A 19,703-nucleotide genomic window follows, 5' to 3' on the forward strand; every position below is an offset into this window, starting at 1 on the left:
GCACAAGCCGCTCACCGCGCCGCGAGCCGCGTCTCCGCCTCGCGCCAGCGGGCGGTGCCGCCCTGGGGCTCGTACCGGGTCAGCGACTGCGTACGGGTGAGCAGGCGCCGCATGTCGGCGAGGTCGCCGACGAGGCCGTGCCCGCGGGCCTGCACCAGGACGTTGCCCAGCGCGGCACCCTCGGTGGGCCCCGCCACCACCGGCAGCCCGCACGCGTCGGCGGTCAGCTGGCACAGCAGCGCGTTGCGGGTGCCGCCGCCCACGATGTGCACCACGTCGACCGGGTGCCCGGCGAGCCGCTGGGCGTCGTCCACGGCCCGCCGGTGCGCCAGCGCGAGGGAGTCCAGGATGCACCGCGTCACCTGGGCCGGAGTCTCCGGCACCGGCTGCCCGGAGGCCCGGCACGCCTCGGCGATCCGCTGCGGCATCCGCCCCGGCGCCAGGAACGCGGCGTCCCCGGCGTCCACGACCGACCGCAGCGCCGGCACACCCGCCGCCTCCCGCAGCAGCGCACCCAAGTCGTCCTCGCCCCAGGCGCGTTGGCACTCCTGGAGCAGCCACAGCCCCATGATGTTGCGCAGATAGCGCACGGTGCCGTCCAGCCCCAGCTCATTGGTGAAGTTGGCGGCCCGGCTCTCCTCGCTCAGCACCGGCGCGTCCAGCTCCAGACCGGCCAGCGACCAGGTGCCGGTGCAGATGTAGGCGAAGCGCTCACCCGACGCGGGCACCGCCGCCACCGCCGACGCCGTGTCGTGCGAACCGACCGCCGTCACCGGCACCGGACCCGCCAGCCCCGTCTCCTCCAGCACCCGCGGCAGCAACTCGCCCGCCGGATCGCCCGGTTGCCGCAGCGGCGCGAACAGTCCGAGGTCGATGCCCAGCCGTTCGACGACATCGCGGGCCCAGCTCCGGGTGCGCGGGTCGATCAGCTGGGTGGTGGAGGCGTTGGTGAGCTCGGTGCCCTGCTCTCCGGTGAGCCAGTACGCGATCAGGTCGGGGATCAGCAACAGGCGCGAGGCGTGGGCCAGTTGACGCGTCCCGCTGGCCGCCACGAGCTGGTACAGGGTGTTGAACGGGGCGTACTGGATCCCCGTCGCCGCGTACAGCTGCGCCGCCGGGACGGTCGCCCACACCTTCTCCGCGACACCCTCCGTGCGGTCGTCGCGGTAGTGCACCGGGTTGCCGAGCAGGGCCCCGTCGGCGTCCAGCAGACCGTAGTCCACCGCCCAGCTGTCGATGCCGACGGAGTCCACCTGGCCGGCTGCCCGCAGCCCCTCCAGCACCCCGGCGTACAGCCCGAGGATGTCCCACCGCAGCCCCTCCGGCACCCGCACCGGCCGGTTCACGAAGCGGTGCGCCTGCGCCAGCTCCAGCGAGTCCAGTCCGACCCGGCCGACGATGACCCGCCCGCTGGACGCGCCGAGGTCGACCGCGGCGTACGCCTTCACGCGCGTCACCGCAGGAAGGCGGCGGCGACGCCGGCGTCGACCGGGACATGCAGTCCGGTGGTGTGGGTCAGCTCGCCGCCGGTCAGCGCGAACACGGCGTTCGCCACATGCTCGGGCAGCACCTCCCGCTTGAGGAGGGTGCGCTGCGCGTAGAACTCGCCCAGCTTCTCCTCCTCCACCCCGTAGACCGCCGCCCGCTGCGCACCCCAGCCGCCCGCGAAGATCCCCGAGCCGCGCACCACTCCGTCCGGGTTGACCCCGTTGACCCGGATCCCGTGCTCACCCAGCTCGGCGGCCAGCAGCCGCACCTGATGGGCCTGGTCGGCCTTGGTGGCGGAGTAGGCGATGTTGTGGGGGCCGGCGAACACGGCGTTCTTGGAGGCGATGTAGACGATGTCGCCGCCCAGCCCCTGCGCGATCATCACCCGTGCCGCCTCCCGCGACACCAGGAAGGACCCACGGGCCATGATGTCGTGCTGGAGGTCCCAGTCCTTCGCCGACGTCTCCAGCAGCGGCTTGGAGATGGAGATCCCCGCGTTGTTCACCACCAGGTCCACGCCACCGAAGGCGAGCACGGCCGCCCGGAACGCCGCGGCGATCTGTTCCTCGTCCGTCACGTCCACGGTGACGGCCACCGCCCTGTCGGCACCGCCGAGTTCCTCGGCCACGGCGCGGGCGTTGTCCCCGTTCAGATCGGCGACGACGACACACGCCCCCTCGGCCACCAGCCGGTGCGCGACGGCCCTGCCGATCCCGCTGCCGGCGCCGGTCACCAGGGCCACCCGCGTCGCCAGCGCCTTCGGCCTCGGCATCCGCCGGAGCTTGGCCTCCTCCAGCGCCCAGTACTCGATACGGAACTTCTCGGACTCCTCGATCGGCGCGTACGTCGACACCGCCTCGGCCCCGCGCATCACCTGGATGGCGTTCACATAGAACTCGCCGGCCACCCGCGCGGTCTGCTTGTCCTTGCCGAAGGAGAACATGCCGACGCCGGGGACGAGCACGATCGCGGGGTCGGCGCCGCGCATCGCGGGGGAGTCGGGCAGTGCGTGGCGCCGGTAGTAGGCGGCGTATTCCTCGCGGTACTCGGCGTGCAGCTCCTTCAGCCGGGAGATCGTCTCGTCCAGCGGGGCGGTCGGCGGCAGGTCGAGCACCAGCGGCCTGACCTTCGTCCGCAGGAAGTGGTCGGGGCAGGAGGTGCCGAGGGCGGCCAGCCGCGGGTGCTCGGCGCGCGCGACGAAGTCCAGCACCGCCTCGGAGTCGTCGAAGTGGCCGACCTGCGGGCGGTCCTGCGAGGCGAGGGCCCGGACGTGGGGGGCGAGTGCGGCGGCCCGCTCCCGCCGTTGGGCCTCGGGCAGGGGCGCGTAGCCCTCCAGAACGGGGCCGAAGGGCTGCGGCCTGCCGCGCTCGGCGAGGAACCGCTCGGCGGTGCGGATGATGTGCAGCGAGTTGCGCTCGCACTCCTCGGAGGTGGCACCCCAGGCGGTGATGCCGTGCCCGCCGAGGACGCAGCCGACGGCCTGCGGGTTGGCCTCCTTGATCGCGGCGATGTCCAGCCCGAGCTGGAAGCCGGGCCGCCGCCACGGCACCCAGACGACGGTGTCCCCGAAGCACTCGGCGGTCAGCTTCTCCCCGTCCGCCGCACACGCCAGCGCGATGCCGGAATCGGGGTGCAGATGGTCGACGTGCGGCGCGTCGACCAGCCCGTGCATCGCCGTGTCGATCGAGGGCGCCGCACCGCCCTTGCCGTGCAGGCAGTAGTCGAACGCGGCGACCATCTCGTCCTCCCGGTCCTCACCCGGGTAGACGTCGACGAGTGCCCGCAACCGGTCCAGACGCAGCACCGCGAGCCCGGCCTCGGTGAGCGTCCCGAGATCGCCGCCCGACCCCTTGACCCACATCAGTTCCACCTCACCCCCCGTCACGGGATCGGTGTCGGTGCCTTTGGCGGAGGTGTTCCCGCCGGCGTAATTGGTGTTCCGGGGATCAGAACCGAGCCGATGTGATCGAGCGAGCAGAGCGGCGGCTTCCGGATGGGTGGTCATGAGCTTCGAGTCCAATCTGAACAAGGAGGGCGGATATGTCCTTCAGCGGCGCGGGCTGTGGTGGATATGGGGGGCTGTGGTTGATGCGCGGGGCTGTGATCGATATGCGGCTGCCGCCCCGAGCGCGATCAGCCGCGACAGACCCGCAGCGCGAACGAACAACAACCCGGCAGACGCTCACGCGCCGGAACGAACGGCGACCGGGCAGACGCTCACGCGCCGGAACGAACAACAACCCGGCAGACGCTCACGTGCCGGAACGAACAACAACCCGGCAGACGCTCACGCGCCCCAACCGGCCTGCTGCCCTCCCACCCGCTCAGCCACGATCTTCTCGGCCCACCCGGACCGCGCGTACGCCTCCAGCGGCGAGGGATCCAAGCCCATCTCCTGCCGCACCTCACGCAGCAGCGGCCGCACATCCGTGTTGTAGGCGTCCATCAGCACACCGTTGGCCGCCAGCACGTCTCCGGCGGCCTGGGCCGCGGTCAACGCCTCCCGGTCCACCAGCAGCGCCTTGGCCGTGGCCTCCTGAACGTTCATCACCGATCGGATGATCGCGGGGATCTTCGCCTCGATGTTGTGACACTGATCGAGCATGAACGCGACCTCGGAGGTGAACCCCCCACCGCGCACGACCTCGTACATGATCCGGAACAGCTGGAAGGGATCGGCGGCCCCGACCATCAGATCGTCGTCCGCGTAGAAGCGCGAGTTGAAGTCGAACCCGCCGAGCTTCCCCTCCCGCAGCAGCGTCGCCACGATGAACTCGATGTTCGTGCCCGGCGCGTGATGCCCCGTGTCGACCACGACCTGCGCCTTCGGCCCCAGCTTCAGACAGTGCGCGTAGGCCGTCCCCCAGTCGGGGACGTCGGTGGTGTAGAACGCCGGCTCGAAGAACTTGTACTCCAGCAGCATCCGCTGCCCCTCGCCGAGCCGCGCGTACACCTCCCCGAGCCCCTCGGCGAGCCGGTCCTGCCGGGCCCGGACATCGTCCTGGCCGGGATAGTTCGTCCCGTCGGCGAACCACAGCTTCAGATCGCGCGACCCCGTGGCGTCCATGATGTCGACGCACTCCAGCAGATGATCGACCGCCTTGCGGCGCACGGCCGCGTCCGGGTGGCAGATGCTGCCCAGCCTGTAGTCGTCGTCCTGGAAGGTGTTGGAGTTGACCGCCCCGAGCCGCACCCCGCGCTCCTCGGCGTGCTTCGCCAGCGCGGCGTAGTCGTCGACCCTGTCCCAGGGGATGTGCAGGGCGACCGTCGGGGCCACCCCCGTGAACGCGTGCACCTGGGCCGCGTCGTCCACCTTCTCGTACGGCGTGCGCGGCACACCCGGCTGCGCGAACACCTTGAAACGGGTCCCCGAGTTCCCGTACGCCCACGACGGCGTCTCGACGGCCTGGGTCTTCAGCGCGGCCTTCACCGCGGCGAGGTCGGTCACTTCGGGCTCCTGCATCAGTCGGAAGGCTCCTCTATGAAACGATTCAGAACGGGAAGCTATGGGCCCCCGAAGAACGTGTCAACCCCTCTGTCCAGGACCGTCTCGAGCACCCGGAACGGAGCCTCACCTTTCGAAAATCTTTCGACGCGGCCCCATTGACGCCGCGCGGCGGAGGTGCCTAACGTCCCCGGCAATCCGCTTGAAACCTTTCACGCTGCGGCAGCGGACTGCTCCGCCCCGGCGGTCGGTCCCGGTCCCAGCGGTCGGTCCGGTCCCGGCGGTCGGTCCCGGCCCCAGCGACCGGTCCCGGCAGGCCGGCCGGGTTCGACGCGAAGAACATCGACCACGACAACTCCGAGTGACGAGGCGGTACTTCACCATGCAGCGCGTCTGTTTCCTGCTCAAGGTCCGCCAGGACCGGATCGACGAGTACCGCGAGCGCCACGCCGAGGTGTGGCCGGAGATGCTTCAGGCGCTCACCGCCACCGGCTGGCGCAACTACTCCCTCTTCCTGCGCGACGACGGCCTGCTGGTCGGCTACCTGGAGACCGAGGACTTCCCGGCCGCCCTCGCCGGCATGGAGGCCACCGAGGTCAACGCCCGCTGGCAGAAGGAGATGGCGCCGTACTTCGAGTCGCTGGACGGCGCCCGCCCGGACGAGGCGATGAAGCCCCTCACGGAAGTCTTCCACCTCGCCTGAGCCGGGAGGGTCCCCGATGAAACCGTCCGTCACCCTGCGAGGCACCTCCCGGCTGGACGAGCGCGCCCTGTACTTCGTCTCCTACGACGGCCTGGTCAACAACAACTCCTTCCAGAAACACGGCCTGTTGACCTACCGGGGACACCAGTACGCCGCCTGGTACACCGCCGACCGGTCCGCCGTGGTCGGCCGACGGGCCCTCGGCGCGGACACCTGGGAGACCGTGCCGGTGGGCCACCGCCTGCGGTACGACGACTCCCACAACGTCATCTCGATGGGCGTCTGCGCCGTCGACGGGCGGCTGCACATCGTCCTCGACGCGCACAGCGACGCCTTCTTCTGCGTCCGCTCGGCCGCCGGTCTCCTCGACGAACCGGCCGCCACCGCCTGGACCCCGGCCGCCCTGGGCCCCGTTCGGACGACCCTGGACGGGCTCGCGCTCACCCCGCGCTTCACCTATCCGCAGTTCCTCACCACCCCCGAGGGGCTGCTCCAGCTCAGCTACCGGGACGGGGTGTCCGGCGACGGGCGCAACGCCCTCGCGGAGTACGACGGCACGCGATGGCGGGCGCTGGGGGAGTGGTCCGCCTCCACCGGCCGCTACGGCACCTCGAGGGCCCGCAACATGTATCTGCACGGCCTCGACTACGACCGCCACGGCCGGCTGCACGCCTTCTTCACCTGGCGCGAGCAGGACCCGGGCGTCCTGGCCGCCCCCGGCGGCCTCACCAACCACGACACCGGGTACGTGTACTCCGACGACCGAGGGCGCACCTGGCGCAACGACGCGGGAACACCCCTCGGCACGGTCGGCGTCACCTCACCCGGCGTGACCGTCGACCCTCTCGGCCCCGACCACTGCCTGATGAACCAGGAGAGCCAGGCCGTGGACTCCGCCGGCCGGCCGCACGCGCTCATCAGCCATGTGCCGGTCCGCCTCGGCCCGCGCACCGGCGACTACGTCACCGAACGCGTCCGGCACGCCCGCGTCCACCACCTGCGCAAGGACGCCTGCGGACGCTGGCGCAAGACCGAGATTCCCGTCCCGCTCGGCTCCAGCCAGCGCACCCGCCTGGTCCTGGACGCCTACGACAACGCCTACGCCGTCCTGCCGTACGGGCGGATCGCCGCGGCCTCCCGAGACTCCGGCCACACGGACTGGACCCTGCTGTTCGACGGGGACGGGCTGAACGCCTTCGGCGAGGTCGTCGTGGACGAGACGCGGATCGCCGCCGACGCAGTGCTGTCGTTCCTGTACCAGGAGCGGTCGACGGGAACCACCCCCTCGCCCCTGCACGTCGTGGACTTCGCCCTGCCCCGCCGGCCGGGGCCGCACGGCGCGGGACGGCGGTAGTGTGAAGACCTTCCCGCCGCTCCCCGTACACCTGGAGGACTTCGCCCGATGGCCCAGTCGGTGGGTATCAAGGACGTCGCCCGCGCCGCCGGAGTGTCCGTCGGCACGGTGTCCAACGTCATCAACCGCCCGGACACCGTCGCGACCGAGACCCGCGCGCGGGTGCTGAGCGCGATCGACCGGCTCGGCTATGTGCGCAGCGAGTCGGCGCGCCAGCTGCGGGCGGGACGCAGCCGCATCATGGGGCTGCTCGTCCTCGACATGGGCAACCCCTTCTTCGTGGACGTGGCGCGCGGCGCCGAGCGGGCCGCCCGCGAGGCCGGGCTCGGCGTGATGGTCTGCAACAGCGCCGAGAGCGCCGGCGAGGAGGCCGAGTACCTGGCGCTCTTCGCCGAGCAGCGGGTGCGCGGCGTCCTGCTCACGCCCGCCGACGCCACCGGCCGCAACATCGCCTCCTTCCGCCGGCACGGCATCCCCTTCGTGCTGGTCGACCGGGTGGCCGAGGGCGCCAGCGAGTGCTCGGTGTCCGTGGACGACGTGGCGGGCGGCGCGCTCGCGGTCCGGCACCTGATCGACGCCGGGCACCGCTCCATCGCGTACGTCAGCGGCCCGCCCGGCTTCAACCAGGTCCGCGACCGCCGCACCGGCGCCCTGAACGCCCTCGCCGAGGCCGGCCTGGGCCCCGAGTGCCTGCGCGAGCTGCCCACCGAGCGTCTCGACGTCGCCGCCGGCCGGGACGCCGGCGCCCGGCTGCTCGGCCTGGCCGACCGCCCCACCGCCGTGTTCTGCGCCAACGACCTGCTCGCCCTCGGTGTCCTGCAGGCGATGTACGCGGCCGGCGTCGACATCCCCGGCGACCTGGCGATCGTCGGCTACGACGACATCGAGTTCGCGGCCGCCGCGGCGGTGCCCCTGACCTCCGTACGCCAGCCCGCCGTCACCATGGGCGCCCTCGCCGCCGAGCTGCTGCTGGAGGAGACCGAGGAGGGCGACACGGTCCACGAACACCGCCGGGTCGTGCTCCAGCCGGAGCTGGTGGTACGCCGCTCCAGCCTGTCGGCGCGCTGAGCGGCGGTTCAGTAACGGTTCATGATCCCCGGGTTCGGCAGCAGCCGGTGCCTGTGTTGGACTGGGAGCAGACCTGCACGTGGAGCCTGCGATCCAGGCTCTCGACCGCACCGGGAGCACCGTTGACCCAGAGCTACCGCCAGCCCGGCGTCGTCCTCACCGACCGCCGCTTCACCGTGCCGCTCGACCACGACGACCCCGCGGGCGAGACGATCGAGCTGTACGCCCGCGAGGTCGTCGCGAGCGACAAGGCGCACCAGGGCCTGCCATGGCTGGTCTACCTCCAGGGCGGCCCCGGCTTCGGCGCCAACCGCTTCATCGGCAAGCCGGCCTGGCTCGGCCGCGCCCTGAAGGAGTACCGCGTCCTCCTCCTGGACCAGCGCGGCACCGGCCACTCCACGCCCGCCAACCGCCAGACCCTCCCGCTGCGCGGCGGCCCGGCCGAGCAGGCCGACTACCTCACCCGCTTCCGCGCCGACTCCATCGTCCGCGACTGCGAGGCCATCCGGCCCCAGGTCACCGGCGGCGCCCCGTGGACCGTCCTCGGCCAGAGCTTCGGCGGCTTCTGCACGGTCACCTACCTCTCCACCGCCCCCGAGGGCCTGGCCGCCGCCCTCATCACCGGCGGCCTGCCCTCCCTGCACGCCCACGCCGACGACGTCTACCGCGCCGCCTACCCCCGCATCGAGCGCAAGGTCGCCGCCCACTACGCCCGCTACCCGCAGGACGTCGACCGCGCCCGCGCCATCGCCGAGCACCTTCTGCACCACGAGGTGACCCTCCCGAACGGCTACCGCCTCACCGTCGAGGCGTTCCAGTCCCTCGGCATCCTCCTCGGCAGCGGCGACGGCACCCACCGCCTCCACTTCCTGCTCGAGAACGCCTTCGTCCCCACCCCGCAGGGCCCCGCCCTGTCCGACGCCTTCCAGGAAGAGGTCCAGAGCCTCCTCTCCTACGCGGGCCACCCCCTCTACGCCCTCGTCCACGAGGCCATCTACGCCCAGGACTCCCGCCCCACCGCCTGGTCCGCCGAACGCGTCCGCGCCCAGTTCCCCCAGTTCGACGCCGCCAAGACCCTCACCGGCGACGGCCCCCTGCTGTTCACCGGCGAGAGCATCCACCCCTGGATGTTCGACTGCGACCCGGCCCTGCGCCCCCTCGCCGAGACCGCCGGCCTCCTCGCCACCCGCACCGACTGGACCCCGCTGTACGACACGTCCCGCCTCGCCGCGAACGAGGTGCCGGTGGCGGCCGCGATCTACCACGACGACATGTACGTCGACACGGCCCACTCCCTGGAGACGGCTCGCGCCGTCCGGGGCCTGCGCACCTGGGTGACGGACGAGTTCGAGCACGACGGAGTGAGGGCGGGCGGCCCGAAGGTACTGGACCGACTCCTGGCTCTTGTCCGAGACGAGGTGTAACCCCCTGGGGCCGCGGGGAACTGCGCGAGCAACCACCACGAACCCGCGGTCAAAGGAAGGCAGTTACCCCTACGGCGCTACTCTGCACCCCATGACAGAGATCATCCAGCTCCAGCCGATGCCCGACGACTGGCAGCGCGCCCTCGCGGTCGTCGCCCACCCCGACGACCTGGAATACGGCTGCTCCGCGGCCATCGCCCAATGGACGGACGCCGGCCGCGAGGTCGTCTACGTCCTGGCCACCCGCGGAGAGGCCGGCATCGACACCCTGGAACCGGCCAAGTGCGGCCCGCTGCGCGAACAGGAGCAGCGGGCCAGCGCGGCGGTCGTCGGCGTGTCCGAGGTGGAGTTCCTGGATCACCGGGACGGCGTCATCGCATACGGCACCGCCCTGCGCCGTGACATCGCGGCAGCGATCCGCCGCCACCGCCCCGAACTGGTCATCACCCTCAACCACCGCGACACCTGGGGCGGCGTCGCCTGGAACACCCCCGACCACGTGGCCGTCGGCCGGGCCACCCTGGACGCGGCGGCCGACGCCGGCAACCGCTGGATCTTCCCGGAGCTGACCGAGCAGGGCCTGGAGCCCTGGAACGGCGTGCGCTGGGTCGCGGTGGCCGGCTCCAGCACCCCCACCCACGCAGTGGAGGCGACCGCCGGCCTGGAGCGGGCGGTGCGCTCGCTGCTGGAACACCGCAGCTACATCGAGGCCCTGACGACCGAGGACCCGGAGACGTACGTGCGCGGCTTCCTCACCGGCAACGCCGAGGCCGCCGCCGCCCGCTTCGGCGGCAGGCCCGCCGTGACCTTCGAGCTGTTCAGCCGGTGACGGCGCAGGCGTTCGAGGCGCATCGCGACCATCTGCGGGCCGTCGCCTACCGCATGCTCGGCTCCCTCGCCGAGGTGGACGACGCCGTGCAGGAGACATGGCTGAAGTACCGCGGCGCCGATGTCAGCGGCGTACGCAACCTCGGCGGCTGGCTCACCACCGTGCTCAGCCGGGTCTGTCTCGACATGCTGCGCTCGCGCGCCGCACGGCGTGAGCAGCCGATGGACGACACGTTCGTGCCCGACCCCGTCGTGCGGCCGCTGTCCGTGGTGGACCCCGAGCAGGAGGTGCTCCAGGCCGACTCGGTGGGTCTCGCCCTGCTGGTGGTGCTGGAGAACCTGGAGCCCGCGGAGCGGCTGGCGTTCGTGCTGCACGACATGTTCGCGGTGCCGTTCGACGAGATCGCGCCGATCGTGGAGCGCAGCACGGACGCCACCCGGCAGCTCGCCAGCCGGGCCCGGCGGCGGGTGCGCGGGGCCACCCCGCCCGTCGACGCCGACCTGGGCCGGCAGCGCAAGGTGCTGGACGCCTTCCTGGCCGCCGCCCGCGGAGGCGACCTCGCCGCCCTGGTCTCGCTGCTCCACCCGGAGGTCGTGCTGCGCGCGGACTCCGGTCCGCTGGTCGGCGGGGCCGCCGCGTCCAAGGTGGTCCGGGGTGCCGGTCCGGTCGCCGAACAGGCGCTGACCTTCCGGCAGTTCGCCCCGTACGGGCGCCTGGTGCTGCTGGGCGACATGGTGGGCGTGGCCAGTGTGGTGGACGGTCAGGTGCTGTCGCTCATGGGCGTCACCGTCGCCGAGGGCCGGATCACCGGCATGTACATCCTGGCCGACCCCGAGCGGCTGCACCGCCTGGACCTCTCCGCCCTCGCGGAGCAGTGAGCGCCGCCCGCGCAGCAACCGCGTCTCAGCGGTGGGTTCGCGCCCCGGCGGGCCTGCCCTCGCCCGCCGGGGCGGTCCGCCGGCGCAGCCCCAGCCGCAGACCCTGCGGCATCAGGGTGAGCCGCTCGGCGACCCGCAGCCGGTAGTCCGGGTCGGGCAGCAGCTCGTAGCGGCGCAGCAGCAGCCCCAGCACCAGCGTGGCCTCGTGCAGGGCGAACTGCCGCCCGATGCAGGCCCGTGCGCCCGTGCCGAACGGCTTGAAGGTGTGCGGCGGCCGGGAGCGCACCGCGGCCGCGTCGAAGCGGTCCGGGTCGAACCGCTCGGGATCGGGCCCCCACACGTCCGGGTCACGGTGCAGACACCCCGTCAGCACCAGCGCCCACGCCCCGCGCCGCATCGGATGCGTCCCGGCCAGCACCGTGTCCCGCCGGGCCTCGCGGGCGAACGCGGGCGCCGTGGGCCACAGCCGGAGCGACTCGTCCAGGACCCGGCGGACCTGACGCAGCTTGGCCACCTGCTCGTACCCCGGCGTCGGCGCGTCGCCCCACACCCGGTCCACCTCGGCGCGGGCGCGGGCGGCGATCTCCGGGTGGCGGGCCAGATAGTGCAGGGCGAAGGACAGCGCGCCCGAGGTGGTCTCGTGGCCCGCGACCAGGAAGGTGATCACCTGGCGCCGGACGTTCTCGGCGGACAGCCGCTCGCCGGTCCGCGGATGGGCGGTGTCGAGCATCAGGTCCAGCAGGTCCCCGTCGCCGCTGCCGCCGGACGCCCGCCGGGCGCGTACCACCTCGTCGACCGTGCGCTCCAGATACCCGATGTCGGCGGCGTTGCGGCGCGCGGCCCGCCGCAGGAAGAACGGCGAGGGCACGGTGTTGAGCCGCTGCGCGTAGCCGAGGGTGCCCACCATCGCGGTGACGAAGGGGTGCGGCCGGTCCCGTTCGAAGGAGCCGAAGTCATGGCCGAAGCCGGTGCGGGCGATCGTCTCCAGCGTCAGCTTGGTCATGTCACCGGGCACGTCCACGGACCGTCCGGCGGCCTCCGCCGCGTCCCAGTGGGCGGTGAGCCGCGCGGCCACGTCCAGCATCATCGGGTGGTACCCGGCCATCGCCTCGCGGCTGAAACCGGGCGCGAGCACGTCGTGGGCCAGCTGCCAGTTCGGTTCGTGGTTGTACGCCGTGAAGAGCCCGTCCCCGGCCACGGGCCGCAGATTGGCTATGCCGAGCCCGACATGCTTGGCGAACCGCGACTCGTCCGCGAGCTCGGCGACCAGCTCCGCGCCCCACACGAACACGAACTCCCGGCCGAACGCCCGCCGCCGGAAGATCGGCCCCAGTTCGGGCGCGAGCCGCATGGAGTCCTGCAGCGGCGAGCGTGGGTTCACGCCCAGCACATCGCCCAGCAGAGGGACGCGGCGCGGCGGGTGCGGGATGCGGTGCAGCTCCGGCCAGCCCTGCTCGGCGCTGCGGAATCCCCGGGGCAGCCCGTCCGGTGTCGTCTCCGCCATGACGTGATCTCCCTTGATCCAGCGGCCCGTCGACCGCTGTTGTACGCGGGTTCAACAGTGCGGCCAGTCTCGGGCCGTTGTTGAACCCACGTCAAGTAGAGTGCGGGCATGGCCGCGAACCAGGGTGAGCGCACACGCCGCCGGCTCAGCACCGAGCTGCGCCGTGAGCAGCTGCTGTCGGTCGGGGCGCGGCTGTTCTCGGAGAACCCGTACGACGACGTCTGGATCGAGCAGGTCGCCGAGATCGCCGGCGTCTCCCGCGGCCTCCTCTACCACTACTTCCCGACCAAACGGGACTTCTTCGCGGCGGTCGTCGAGCGCGAGAGCGAGCGCATGCTGCGGATGACGGCGGCGGTGCCGGGTGTCCCGGTCCGCGAGCAGCTGTCCGCCGGCCTCGACACCTATCTGGAGTACGTGGAGTCCCACGCCCACGGCTACCGCGCCTTCCACCGCGCCGACGCCGCGGGCGACCAGGCCGTCCGCCGTGTCTACCGGCGTGCCCTGGCCGCCCAGGAAGAGCAGATCCTCGCCGCCCTCGCCGCCGACCCCGAGTTCGGCCCCGCCTTCGCCACCCGCCCCGACCTCCCTCTCGCCGTCCGCGGGTGGCTCGCCTTCACCACCGCCGTGTGCCTGGAGTGGCTGCGCGGCCCGGACCTGACCCGCGATCAGGTCAGGGACCTGTGCGCACGGGCGCTGCTGGGCGTGGTGAACGGCTGAGGGGCAGCGGCCCGCACCTCGGGATGCGCCTTCATGCGCGAGGGCCTGCGACGGGCGACCCCCGCGCCGGACGTGCTTGGCGACCGGCGTGATCTCCGATAGGTTAGGTGAGCCTTACCTAATGAGGAGGACGACGTATGGGTGACACCTGGACGGCCGTGCCCGGCGCGGCGGAGCGGGCGCGATCGGTGCTCGCCACGGCCTGGTCGTGCGCGGTGACCGCGGACGGCGGCCGGGAGGAGCTGGTCGGCGCGCACACCGTCACCGAGGACGGCCGGGTGCTGCTGCGGGCACCCGAGGACAGCGCACTGCTGGCCGCCGCGATCTGCGCGCCGCGCGGTGAGCCGTCCGCGGTCCTGGAGTTCGCCGACGTCGCCCCCGTCCCCGTACGCAACCGGATCCGCGCCCGCCTGTGGATCGCCGGCTGGTTCGCCCCCGAGGACGGCGGTCTCGCGCTGCGCCCCACCCGCGTGGTGCTGCGCCGGCCCTCCGGTGCCGAACTCGTCGGCCTCGCCGACTTCACCGCCGCCGCACCCGACCCGCTGGCCGGCGCCGAGGCGCATCTGCTGACCCACCTCGCCGACGCCCACCCCGACGCCGTCGAGCGCCTCACCCGCCTCGTCGAACCCGACAGCCTGCACGGCGCCGTCCGCGTCCGCCCGCTCGCCGTCGACCGCCACGGCCTCACCCTGCGCATCGAACGCGCCCGCGCCCACGGCGACGTACGCCTGCCCTTCCACGCCCCCGCCGACACGGTCGCCCAGCTCACCGAGCGCATGCACGTCCTGCTCGCCCAGGCCGCCTCCGCCGCCTGCCCCCGCGCACTGCAACGGCACCGCGCAGACCGCGACCGGTGACGCGGGCCCGGCTTCCCCCGGCCCTACAGCGGCAGCGCGCAGACCGCGGCCGGTGACGCGAACGGCGGCCCCGCGAGCCGCAGTTCACCGCTCCCGGCGTCCACCCGGAAGACGCTCACCGTGCCCGACCGCTGATTCGCCGCGAACAACAGCCGCCCGTCCGGCGACAGCGCGATGTGCCGCGGGAAGTCCCCGCCGACCGGCACGGTGTCCAGCAGCCTCAGCCGCGCGCCGGCCTCCTCCACCGCGTACCGCGTGATGCTGTTGTGCCCCCGGTTGGCGAGATAGGCGAACGCCCCGTCCCCGGTGACCACGAGCTGCGCCGGATAGTTCTCGCCGGCCCCCGTCCCCGTCGGCTGCGGCTCCCCGGCCGTCAGCCGCCCGCTGTCACGGTCGTACGCGCACACGCTCACCGTGTTGTCCAGCTCGTTGGCCAGATACGCGTACCGGCCCCCCGGATGGAAGGTGAGGTGCCGCGGCCCCGCCCCCGCCCGGACGCGCTCCTGCCCGACCTCCTCCAGGGTGCCCCGGCGCAGGTCGAGGCGGTAGCTGTAGACGGTGTCCGTCCCGAGGTCCACCGCGAGGACCGTCTCCGGGTCGGGCCCGGTGACGAACTGGTGCGCGTGCGGCCCCTCCTGCCCCTGCCCGGGCGCCGGCCGCGTGTGCGTGACGACGTCGGTGCGCTCGCCGAGCGCCCCCGAGCCGTCGATCGGATGCACGGCCACGCTTCCGGACCCGTAGTGCGCGGTCAGCAGCCACCGCCCGCTCGGATGCACCGACACATGGCACGGCGCCGCCCCACCGCTGGGCCGCCGCCCCAGCACCCGGCGATCGGCCGGCCGCACCGCCGTCACGGCCCCGTCCTCGCGCTCGCTCACCGCGTACAGCGTCCGCCCGTCCGGGTGCACCGCGAGATACGACGGATCCTCGACCGCCGCGAGCAGCCCGCCCCCGCTGACCCGCCCGCTCTCCGGGTCGTAGGAGGCCAGCCCGATCCCCCGCCCGCCCCCCTCGGCGGAGGTGTAGGTACCGAGACAGAGAGGCCGCGGCCCGGCCGGTCGCGGGGTGGGAGCGGGGGAGACCGAGGGCCTGTGCGACGCGGAGGAGGAGGTCTCAGGGCCGCCCGCCGGAGGCGCGGACGTGCCGCAGCCGACCACCGGCAGCAGCGCCCCCGCCCCCAGAACCCGCCGCCTGCTCCACCCGCCACCCGCCATACCCCGACCCTCCCGACTCACCGGTCGCCAGCTCACAGCCCCCCACCTTGGCGCGACCGCGGCCCGAGGGCAAAGCGGGGGCGGCTCACCGGGAGCGGGCGCGGGTGCGGAGCGGGGCGCCCACGCGTTCGCGGATCCAGGCCAGCCAGGGGAGGCGTTCGCGCTGCTCCTGGCCGCAGCGGTCCAGTTCCTCCAGCAGGCGGCGGGAGCGGTGCTCCGTGTCCATCTCGTCGATGATGCGGTTGACCTCGGTCAGCACGGCGCCCCGCAGCTGCCACTGCGCGGGATCGTCGCGTACGTCCGCCAGGAGCAGGTCCGCCAGCTTGTCGCGGGTCGTGGCCGCCTGGCGCAGTTCGGCGGTGAGCCGGGCCTCCGCGGACTCGGCGTTCTCGCTGACGTGGGTGGTGACGAGGACGGCGAAGCTGACCACCGCGTCGGCGATCTCGGAGAGCAGCTGTTCAAGGACGGCACCGGTCTCCTCCTCGAACAGCGGCTCCGGCTCGCGCTCCTTGGCGAGGTCGGTGAGGGTGCGGGCGAGGACGCGCAGGACGACGGTGACGATCTCCAGGGTGTCCAGGCCGGTGCGCAGCACGATCCGGTACAGCAGGCCCTCGCGCACGCGCGGGTTGAGCCGCAGGCTGTCCTCGGCCTGCCGGAGGGCCGCGTCCACGCCGACGATGTCGTGGTCCAGGCGCCGCGCCTCGTGCAGCCGGGCCGCCGCCCGCGCGAACGGTGTCCGGCCCGCGGCCTCCTCGCCCAGGCGCAGCATCAGCTGGCGCACCCGGCGGGCCAGCCCCTCGATGGACTCGCCCGCCTCGCCGACCCACACGGGCGGCGGCAGCAGGATGTTGATGGCGAGGCCCACGACCGCGCCGATCAGCGTCTCCACCACCCGCGCCCAGGCGTAGTCGCCGACGGCGGTCACGCCGAGGACCAGCATGGCGCTGATCGCGACCTCGGGGACGTACTCGTCGACTCTGACCAGATGGCCCACGGCCAGCGAGGCCACGATCAGCAGCGCCAGGCTCCACCAGGTCAGGCCCACCAGCAGACTGAACGCGATGGCCACCAGGACGCCCGCGACCACCGAGTTCACCCGGCGGACGCCGTTGGTGAGGGTGGCGTAGAGGGTGACCTGGACGACCAGCAGCGCGGTGAGGGGAGCGGTGAGCGGCGGCGCGTCGTCGGGACTCAGGCGCAGAGCGATGACATACGCGATCGTCGCCGCGGCCGAGGACCGCAGCGCTTGCACCACCACAGGTTCCCGGCGCCGCCTCGCCATGCGCACGAGCGGCGCGGGCCACTCACGTACCACGCGCATCCTTTGGGCTGTTCCCCGTCGGAGGGCGGGTCGAACACGTCTCAGGTGTACAGCTTGTCCAGGAATGCGGAGAGATTCCCGGTGGCCCGTGCGATCTGCTCCTCCACGGTCAGCGACTCCTTGATGCGGGGGCCCGACTCGGGGACCTTCTTGCCGCGCAGGTAGAGGGAGCAGGCGAGATCCGTGCACATGTACAGGCCCACCGAGTTGCCCTCGCGGCCCGCCGTGCCCGCCTTGCGGGCCGTCATCAGGGACACGCCGTTGCCGGGGTGCACGGTCAGACACAGCGAGCACATGCTGCGGTGCAGGAACCCGCGCTGCGCCGACGGGAACCGCAGCGCGACGCCCACCAGCCGCCCGTCCCGCTCGGTCACCAGATAACTCCGGTCCGGCGCCCCGGGGTCCCGCCATCCGAGGAAGTCGAGATCGTCCCACGGCTGCTCCTCAAGATCCCGAGGCACCGCGAGCCGCTTCGCCTCGCCCTTGGAGCAGTTCACAAAAGAGTTGCGGATGTCGCGTTCGCCGAGTGACCTCATGAGGGCAGCCTTCCAGAAACCTAAACCTTTTAGGGACCGACCTAGGATAGGTAGCCCAGGGGAGGGGATCCAATGGATTTCACCGCCACCGCCACACCGTGGTCGACGGCCGCACTGACCCACGTCACGGCCCGCTCCTCGGGCCCGCCCCTCGACCCGGACCTGCGGATCACCCTCAACTTCCACCCCGACCGCCGGTCGGCCGGCCTCTCCGTCCTGCGCTCCCTGGCCCACGACGGCGCCTACCACTCGCAGTGGGTCACCGGCACCAGCAACGGCGGCCTCACAGCCCACCGCGGGGGTGACCGGTGGCGCTGGGAGAGCCGCATCTTCGGCGGGGCGTACGACACGGCTCCCGCGACCGAACGGCCGGTCTACGGCGCCCTCGACGTCCGCCGCCGCAGCGTCGGCGCGGCACCCCGCTTCGGCTCCTCGCACTTCCGCCTGAAGGGGGCCGTTCTCGCCCGCGCCAGCTTCTGCTACCCCGACAGCGCCGCCGAGCCCGTGGACTTCGGGGTGGCCGGCCGGATGGCTCTGGTGGCCCTCGCGGAGGCGGACGAGCGGGACGCCCTCAACGACTACATCGAGGCCCATGTGCACGGCGGTGTCGAGCTGGCGCGGGACGTGGAGGCGCTGGTGCTGGACGCGAGCTATCGCGGTACGCAGGTCGAGGCGGAGGCCCGGCTGCTGCCCTGCCCGGTGGAGTGGCACCCCGGCTACCGCATCACCGTCGCCGCCCTTCGCCGGCACGCCCACTACCGCGGGGCCGAGTACGCCGAGCTCGGGGCGCGGATCGCCGAGGGCGGGGTCGTGGATCCGCGGATCATCGGGGACGCGGCCCGCAGCGGGCGGTACGCGCTGCAGGATCTGAAGATGGTGTGGCACACGCTGGCCCGCTTCGGGTCGCCCGAGGGGGCGGGTGCGGGGGAGGGCGAGGAGGGGGCCCCGGAGGGGATCGCTTCGATCAGTACGTGAATTAAGGGCTGTCGGATGTCGCGTGGGGCCCGGTCCCGAGGGTATGTTGCAGGTCGGGCAGGGGGCGAAGGGAGCCACATGGCGGGGCGGAACGGGCGTACGGTACGGGATCTGCGGCGGGCCAACCGCACGGCCGTACTGCAACGGCTCTACTTCGACGGACCGCTCAGCCGCTTCGAGCTCGGCCCGGCCACCGGCCTGAGCTCCGGCTCCGTCAGCAATGTGGTCGCCGACCTGCTCGCCGACGGCCTCGTCGAGGAGGCCGGCAGCGTGGACTCCGACGGCGGCCGCCCGCGCACCCTGCTGCGCGTGGCCCCCGGCAGCGGCCACATGATCGGCGTCGACGTCGGCGAGACCCGCGTGCGCGTGGAACTGTTCGACCTCACCCTCACCGAACTCGCCCGCACCGAACGCCCCCTCGCCCCCCAGCGCTACGACGCCGACGTCGTCGCCGCCCACATCCGCGACGGCGTCGACGAGGTCCTCGCCGCCACCGGCATCGCCCCCGACCGGCTCCTCGGCGTCGGCATAGGCGTCCCCGGCATCGTCGAGCACACCCCCCACGGCGCCGTCGTGCACGGCCAGACCATCGGCTGGGACGCCGTCCCCCTGGAGGCGCTGCTGCGCGAGGGCTCACGGCTCCCGGACACCGTCTCCTTCTTCATCGACAACGGCGCCCGCACCCTCGGCCAGGCCGAGATGTGGTTCGGCGCCGGCCGCGGCGCCCGCAACGCCGTCGTCGTCCTCTTCGGCTCCGGCGTCGGCGCCTGCCTCGTCACCCCCGAGGTCGAGCACGGCCGTGCCGTCGAGTGGGGGCACCTGACGGTACGGGTCCGGGGGCGCCGCTGCCGCTGCGGCGCGCTGGGCTGTCTGGAGGCGTACGCCGGTGCCGAGTCGCTGCTCGAACGCTGGCGCGAGGCGGGCGGGCGGCCGCCCGAGGGTGCCGACGAGGAGACCGCGCTCACCGCGATGCTCACCGCCGCGTACCCGCCCGAGGGCACCGAGCCCGACCCGGTCGCCGTGGGCGTCCTGGAGGAGACCGCCGAGTACCTCGGCGCCGGGCTGTCCGACCTCATCAACCTCTTCCAGCCCGAGCGCATCCTCATCGGCGGCTGGGCCGGTCTCCAGCTCGGCCCGCACTTCCTGCCCGCGGTACGCCGTCACGCCGTCTCCTACGCCCTGCGCCACCCCGCCGAGAAGGTCACCGTCGACCTCGGCCGGCTCGGGCCCGACGCGGTGACCGTCGGCGCGGCGATCCTGCCGCTGGCCGACTTCTTCGCCCGCGGCGGGCGCCGGGAACCCGTCCCCACGGGACCGGCTCCGGCCTGGCGTACGGCACTCCAGGAGCGCGCCGCCCAGTGAGCGGCGTTTCGCCTGGTGCCGGCCGCGG

General features: G+C 73.0%; 17 protein-coding genes. 10 read left to right on the top strand and 7 right to left on the bottom strand.

The window, feature by feature from the left end; genetic code table 11:
* Nucleotides 1-11: 11 nt before the first annotated feature.
* The 3 genes from ACSU6M_RS30105 to rhaI all read right to left on the bottom strand — a co-directional run bounded on the left by ACSU6M_RS30105 (nt 12) and on the right by rhaI (nt 4,936).
* Entirely contained in the window at nt 12-1,448 is a 1,437-nt protein-coding gene (locus ACSU6M_RS30105) for a rhamnulokinase (RefSeq protein WP_437073919.1), read from the bottom strand.
* Nucleotides 1,449-1,453: 5 nt separating this feature from the next.
* Nucleotides 1,454-3,493, bottom strand: a complete 2,040-nt coding sequence (locus ACSU6M_RS30110) for a bifunctional aldolase/short-chain dehydrogenase (protein ID WP_437073920.1) — start codon at nt 3,491-3,493, stop codon at nt 1,454-1,456.
* A 282-nt stretch (nt 3,494-3,775) separates the two neighbouring features.
* A complete protein-coding gene (rhaI, locus tag ACSU6M_RS30115) occupies nt 3,776-4,936 on the bottom strand; it encodes an L-rhamnose isomerase (RefSeq protein ID WP_437075414.1) in 1,161 nt (386 codons plus the stop codon).
* A 379-nt stretch (nt 4,937-5,315) separates the two neighbouring features.
* Here rhaI and ACSU6M_RS30120 point away from each other — a divergent pair, with 379 nt between their 5' ends.
* The 6 genes from ACSU6M_RS30120 (at nt 5,316) to ACSU6M_RS30145 (ending at nt 11,189) form a co-directional block, all read left to right on the top strand.
* The gene (locus tag ACSU6M_RS30120; protein ID WP_437073921.1) at nt 5,316-5,636 is read left to right on the top strand and encodes an L-rhamnose mutarotase; all 321 of its coding nucleotides are present in this window, start codon (nt 5,316-5,318) and stop codon (nt 5,634-5,636) included.
* A gap of 16 nt (nt 5,637-5,652) precedes the next feature.
* Entirely contained in the window at nt 5,653-6,990 is a 1,338-nt protein-coding gene (locus tag ACSU6M_RS30125; protein ID WP_437073922.1) for a BNR repeat-containing protein, read from the top strand.
* Nucleotides 6,991-7,038: 48 nt separating this feature from the next.
* Nucleotides 7,039-8,058 carry a LacI family DNA-binding transcriptional regulator gene (locus ACSU6M_RS30130; RefSeq protein WP_437073924.1) on the top strand — a complete coding sequence of 340 codons (1,020 nt, stop codon included), beginning with the start codon at nt 7,039-7,041 and terminating at the stop codon, nt 8,056-8,058.
* A gap of 122 nt (nt 8,059-8,180) precedes the next feature.
* Entirely contained in the window at nt 8,181-9,482 is a 1,302-nt protein-coding gene (locus tag ACSU6M_RS30135) for an alpha/beta fold hydrolase (protein WP_437073926.1), read from the top strand.
* Between the two features lie 91 nt (nt 9,483-9,573).
* Nucleotides 9,574-10,311 carry a PIG-L deacetylase family protein gene (locus ACSU6M_RS30140; RefSeq protein WP_437073928.1) on the top strand — a complete coding sequence of 246 codons (738 nt, stop codon included), beginning with the start codon at nt 9,574-9,576 and terminating at the stop codon, nt 10,309-10,311.
* On the top strand, nt 10,308-11,189 hold the full coding sequence (locus tag ACSU6M_RS30145; protein ID WP_437073930.1) for a sigma-70 family RNA polymerase sigma factor: 882 nt from the start codon (nt 10,308-10,310) through the stop codon (nt 11,187-11,189). Before ACSU6M_RS30140 ends, ACSU6M_RS30145 begins: the two co-directional genes overlap by 4 nt.
* A 25-nt stretch (nt 11,190-11,214) precedes the next feature.
* On the opposite strand, the gene ACSU6M_RS30150 is transcribed toward ACSU6M_RS30145, so the two are convergent.
* Nucleotides 11,215-12,693: a cytochrome P450 gene (locus ACSU6M_RS30150; protein WP_437073932.1), complete on the bottom strand. Its 1,479-nt coding sequence runs from the start codon at nt 12,691-12,693 to the stop codon at nt 11,215-11,217.
* A 108-nt stretch (nt 12,694-12,801) separates the two neighbouring features.
* Here ACSU6M_RS30150 and ACSU6M_RS30155 point away from each other — a divergent pair, with 108 nt between their 5' ends.
* Both ACSU6M_RS30155 and ACSU6M_RS30160 read left to right on the top strand, forming a co-directional pair.
* Nucleotides 12,802-13,410, top strand: coding sequence for a TetR/AcrR family transcriptional regulator (locus ACSU6M_RS30155; RefSeq protein WP_437073933.1), 609 nt, complete (start codon nt 12,802-12,804; stop codon nt 13,408-13,410).
* A 137-nt stretch (nt 13,411-13,547) separates the two neighbouring features.
* On the top strand, nt 13,548-14,267 hold the full coding sequence (locus ACSU6M_RS30160) for a DUF2470 domain-containing protein (protein WP_437073934.1): 720 nt from the start codon (nt 13,548-13,550) through the stop codon (nt 14,265-14,267).
* Nucleotides 14,268-14,290: 23 nt separating this feature from the next.
* On the opposite strand, the gene ACSU6M_RS30165 is transcribed toward ACSU6M_RS30160, so the two are convergent.
* The 3 genes from ACSU6M_RS30165 to ACSU6M_RS30175 all read right to left on the bottom strand — a co-directional run bounded on the left by ACSU6M_RS30165 (nt 14,291) and on the right by ACSU6M_RS30175 (nt 17,338).
* Complete coding sequence (locus tag ACSU6M_RS30165; RefSeq protein ID WP_437073936.1) at nt 14,291-15,481, bottom strand: lactonase family protein; 1,191 nt, start codon at nt 15,479-15,481, stop codon at nt 14,291-14,293.
* An 85-nt stretch (nt 15,482-15,566) separates the two neighbouring features.
* Nucleotides 15,567-16,802: an FUSC family protein gene (locus tag ACSU6M_RS30170; protein ID WP_437073938.1), complete on the bottom strand. Its 1,236-nt coding sequence runs from the start codon at nt 16,800-16,802 to the stop codon at nt 15,567-15,569.
* A gap of 41 nt (nt 16,803-16,843) precedes the next feature.
* A complete protein-coding gene (locus tag ACSU6M_RS30175; protein ID WP_437073939.1) occupies nt 16,844-17,338 on the bottom strand; it encodes an FBP domain-containing protein in 495 nt (164 codons plus the stop codon).
* A 72-nt stretch (nt 17,339-17,410) separates the two neighbouring features.
* On the opposite strand from ACSU6M_RS30175, the gene ACSU6M_RS30180 reads away from it, so the two are divergent.
* Nucleotides 17,411-18,313 carry a DUF3626 domain-containing protein gene (locus ACSU6M_RS30180; protein WP_437073941.1) on the top strand — a complete coding sequence of 301 codons (903 nt, stop codon included), beginning with the start codon at nt 17,411-17,413 and terminating at the stop codon, nt 18,311-18,313.
* A gap of 78 nt (nt 18,314-18,391) precedes the next feature.
* Nucleotides 18,392-19,675 (top strand): ROK family protein, encoded by a 1,284-nt coding sequence (locus ACSU6M_RS30185; RefSeq protein WP_437073942.1) that lies wholly within the window; start codon nt 18,392-18,394, stop codon nt 19,673-19,675.
* The last annotated feature ends 28 nt before the right edge of the window (nt 19,676-19,703 follow it).

This window comes from Streptomyces sp. enrichment culture (assembly GCF_964272895.1).
Lineage (GTDB): Bacteria > Actinomycetota > Actinomycetes > Streptomycetales > Streptomycetaceae > Streptomyces.

Bases quoted from the DNA above. Each gene is read 5' to 3' on its own strand.
- ACSU6M_RS30125 (WP_437073922.1), top strand. From the start codon at position 5,653: ATGAAACCGTCCGTCACCCTGCGAGGCACCTCCCGGCTGGACGAGCGC.
- ACSU6M_RS30155 (WP_437073933.1), top strand. From the start codon at position 12,802: ATGGCCGCGAACCAGGGTGAGCGCACACGCCGCCGGCTCAGCACCGAG.
- ACSU6M_RS30175 (WP_437073939.1), bottom strand. From the start codon at position 17,338: ATGAGGTCACTCGGCGAACGCGACATCCGCAACTCTTTTGTGAACTGC.
- ACSU6M_RS30110 (WP_437073920.1), bottom strand. From the start codon at position 3,493: ATGACCACCCATCCGGAAGCCGCCGCTCTGCTCGCTCGATCACATCGG.
- ACSU6M_RS30180 (WP_437073941.1), top strand. From the start codon at position 17,411: ATGGATTTCACCGCCACCGCCACACCGTGGTCGACGGCCGCACTGACC.
- ACSU6M_RS30160 (WP_437073934.1), top strand. From the start codon at position 13,548: ATGGGTGACACCTGGACGGCCGTGCCCGGCGCGGCGGAGCGGGCGCGA.
- ACSU6M_RS30150 (WP_437073932.1), bottom strand. From the start codon at position 12,693: ATGGCGGAGACGACACCGGACGGGCTGCCCCGGGGATTCCGCAGCGCC.
- ACSU6M_RS30140 (WP_437073928.1), top strand. From the start codon at position 9,574: ATGACAGAGATCATCCAGCTCCAGCCGATGCCCGACGACTGGCAGCGC.
- ACSU6M_RS30120 (WP_437073921.1), top strand. From the start codon at position 5,316: ATGCAGCGCGTCTGTTTCCTGCTCAAGGTCCGCCAGGACCGGATCGAC.
- ACSU6M_RS30130 (WP_437073924.1), top strand. From the start codon at position 7,039: ATGGCCCAGTCGGTGGGTATCAAGGACGTCGCCCGCGCCGCCGGAGTG.
- ACSU6M_RS30170 (WP_437073938.1), bottom strand. From the start codon at position 16,802: ATGCGCGTGGTACGTGAGTGGCCCGCGCCGCTCGTGCGCATGGCGAGG.
- ACSU6M_RS30185 (WP_437073942.1), top strand. From the start codon at position 18,392: ATGGCGGGGCGGAACGGGCGTACGGTACGGGATCTGCGGCGGGCCAAC.
- ACSU6M_RS30165 (WP_437073936.1), bottom strand. From the start codon at position 15,481: ATGGCGGGTGGCGGGTGGAGCAGGCGGCGGGTTCTGGGGGCGGGGGCG.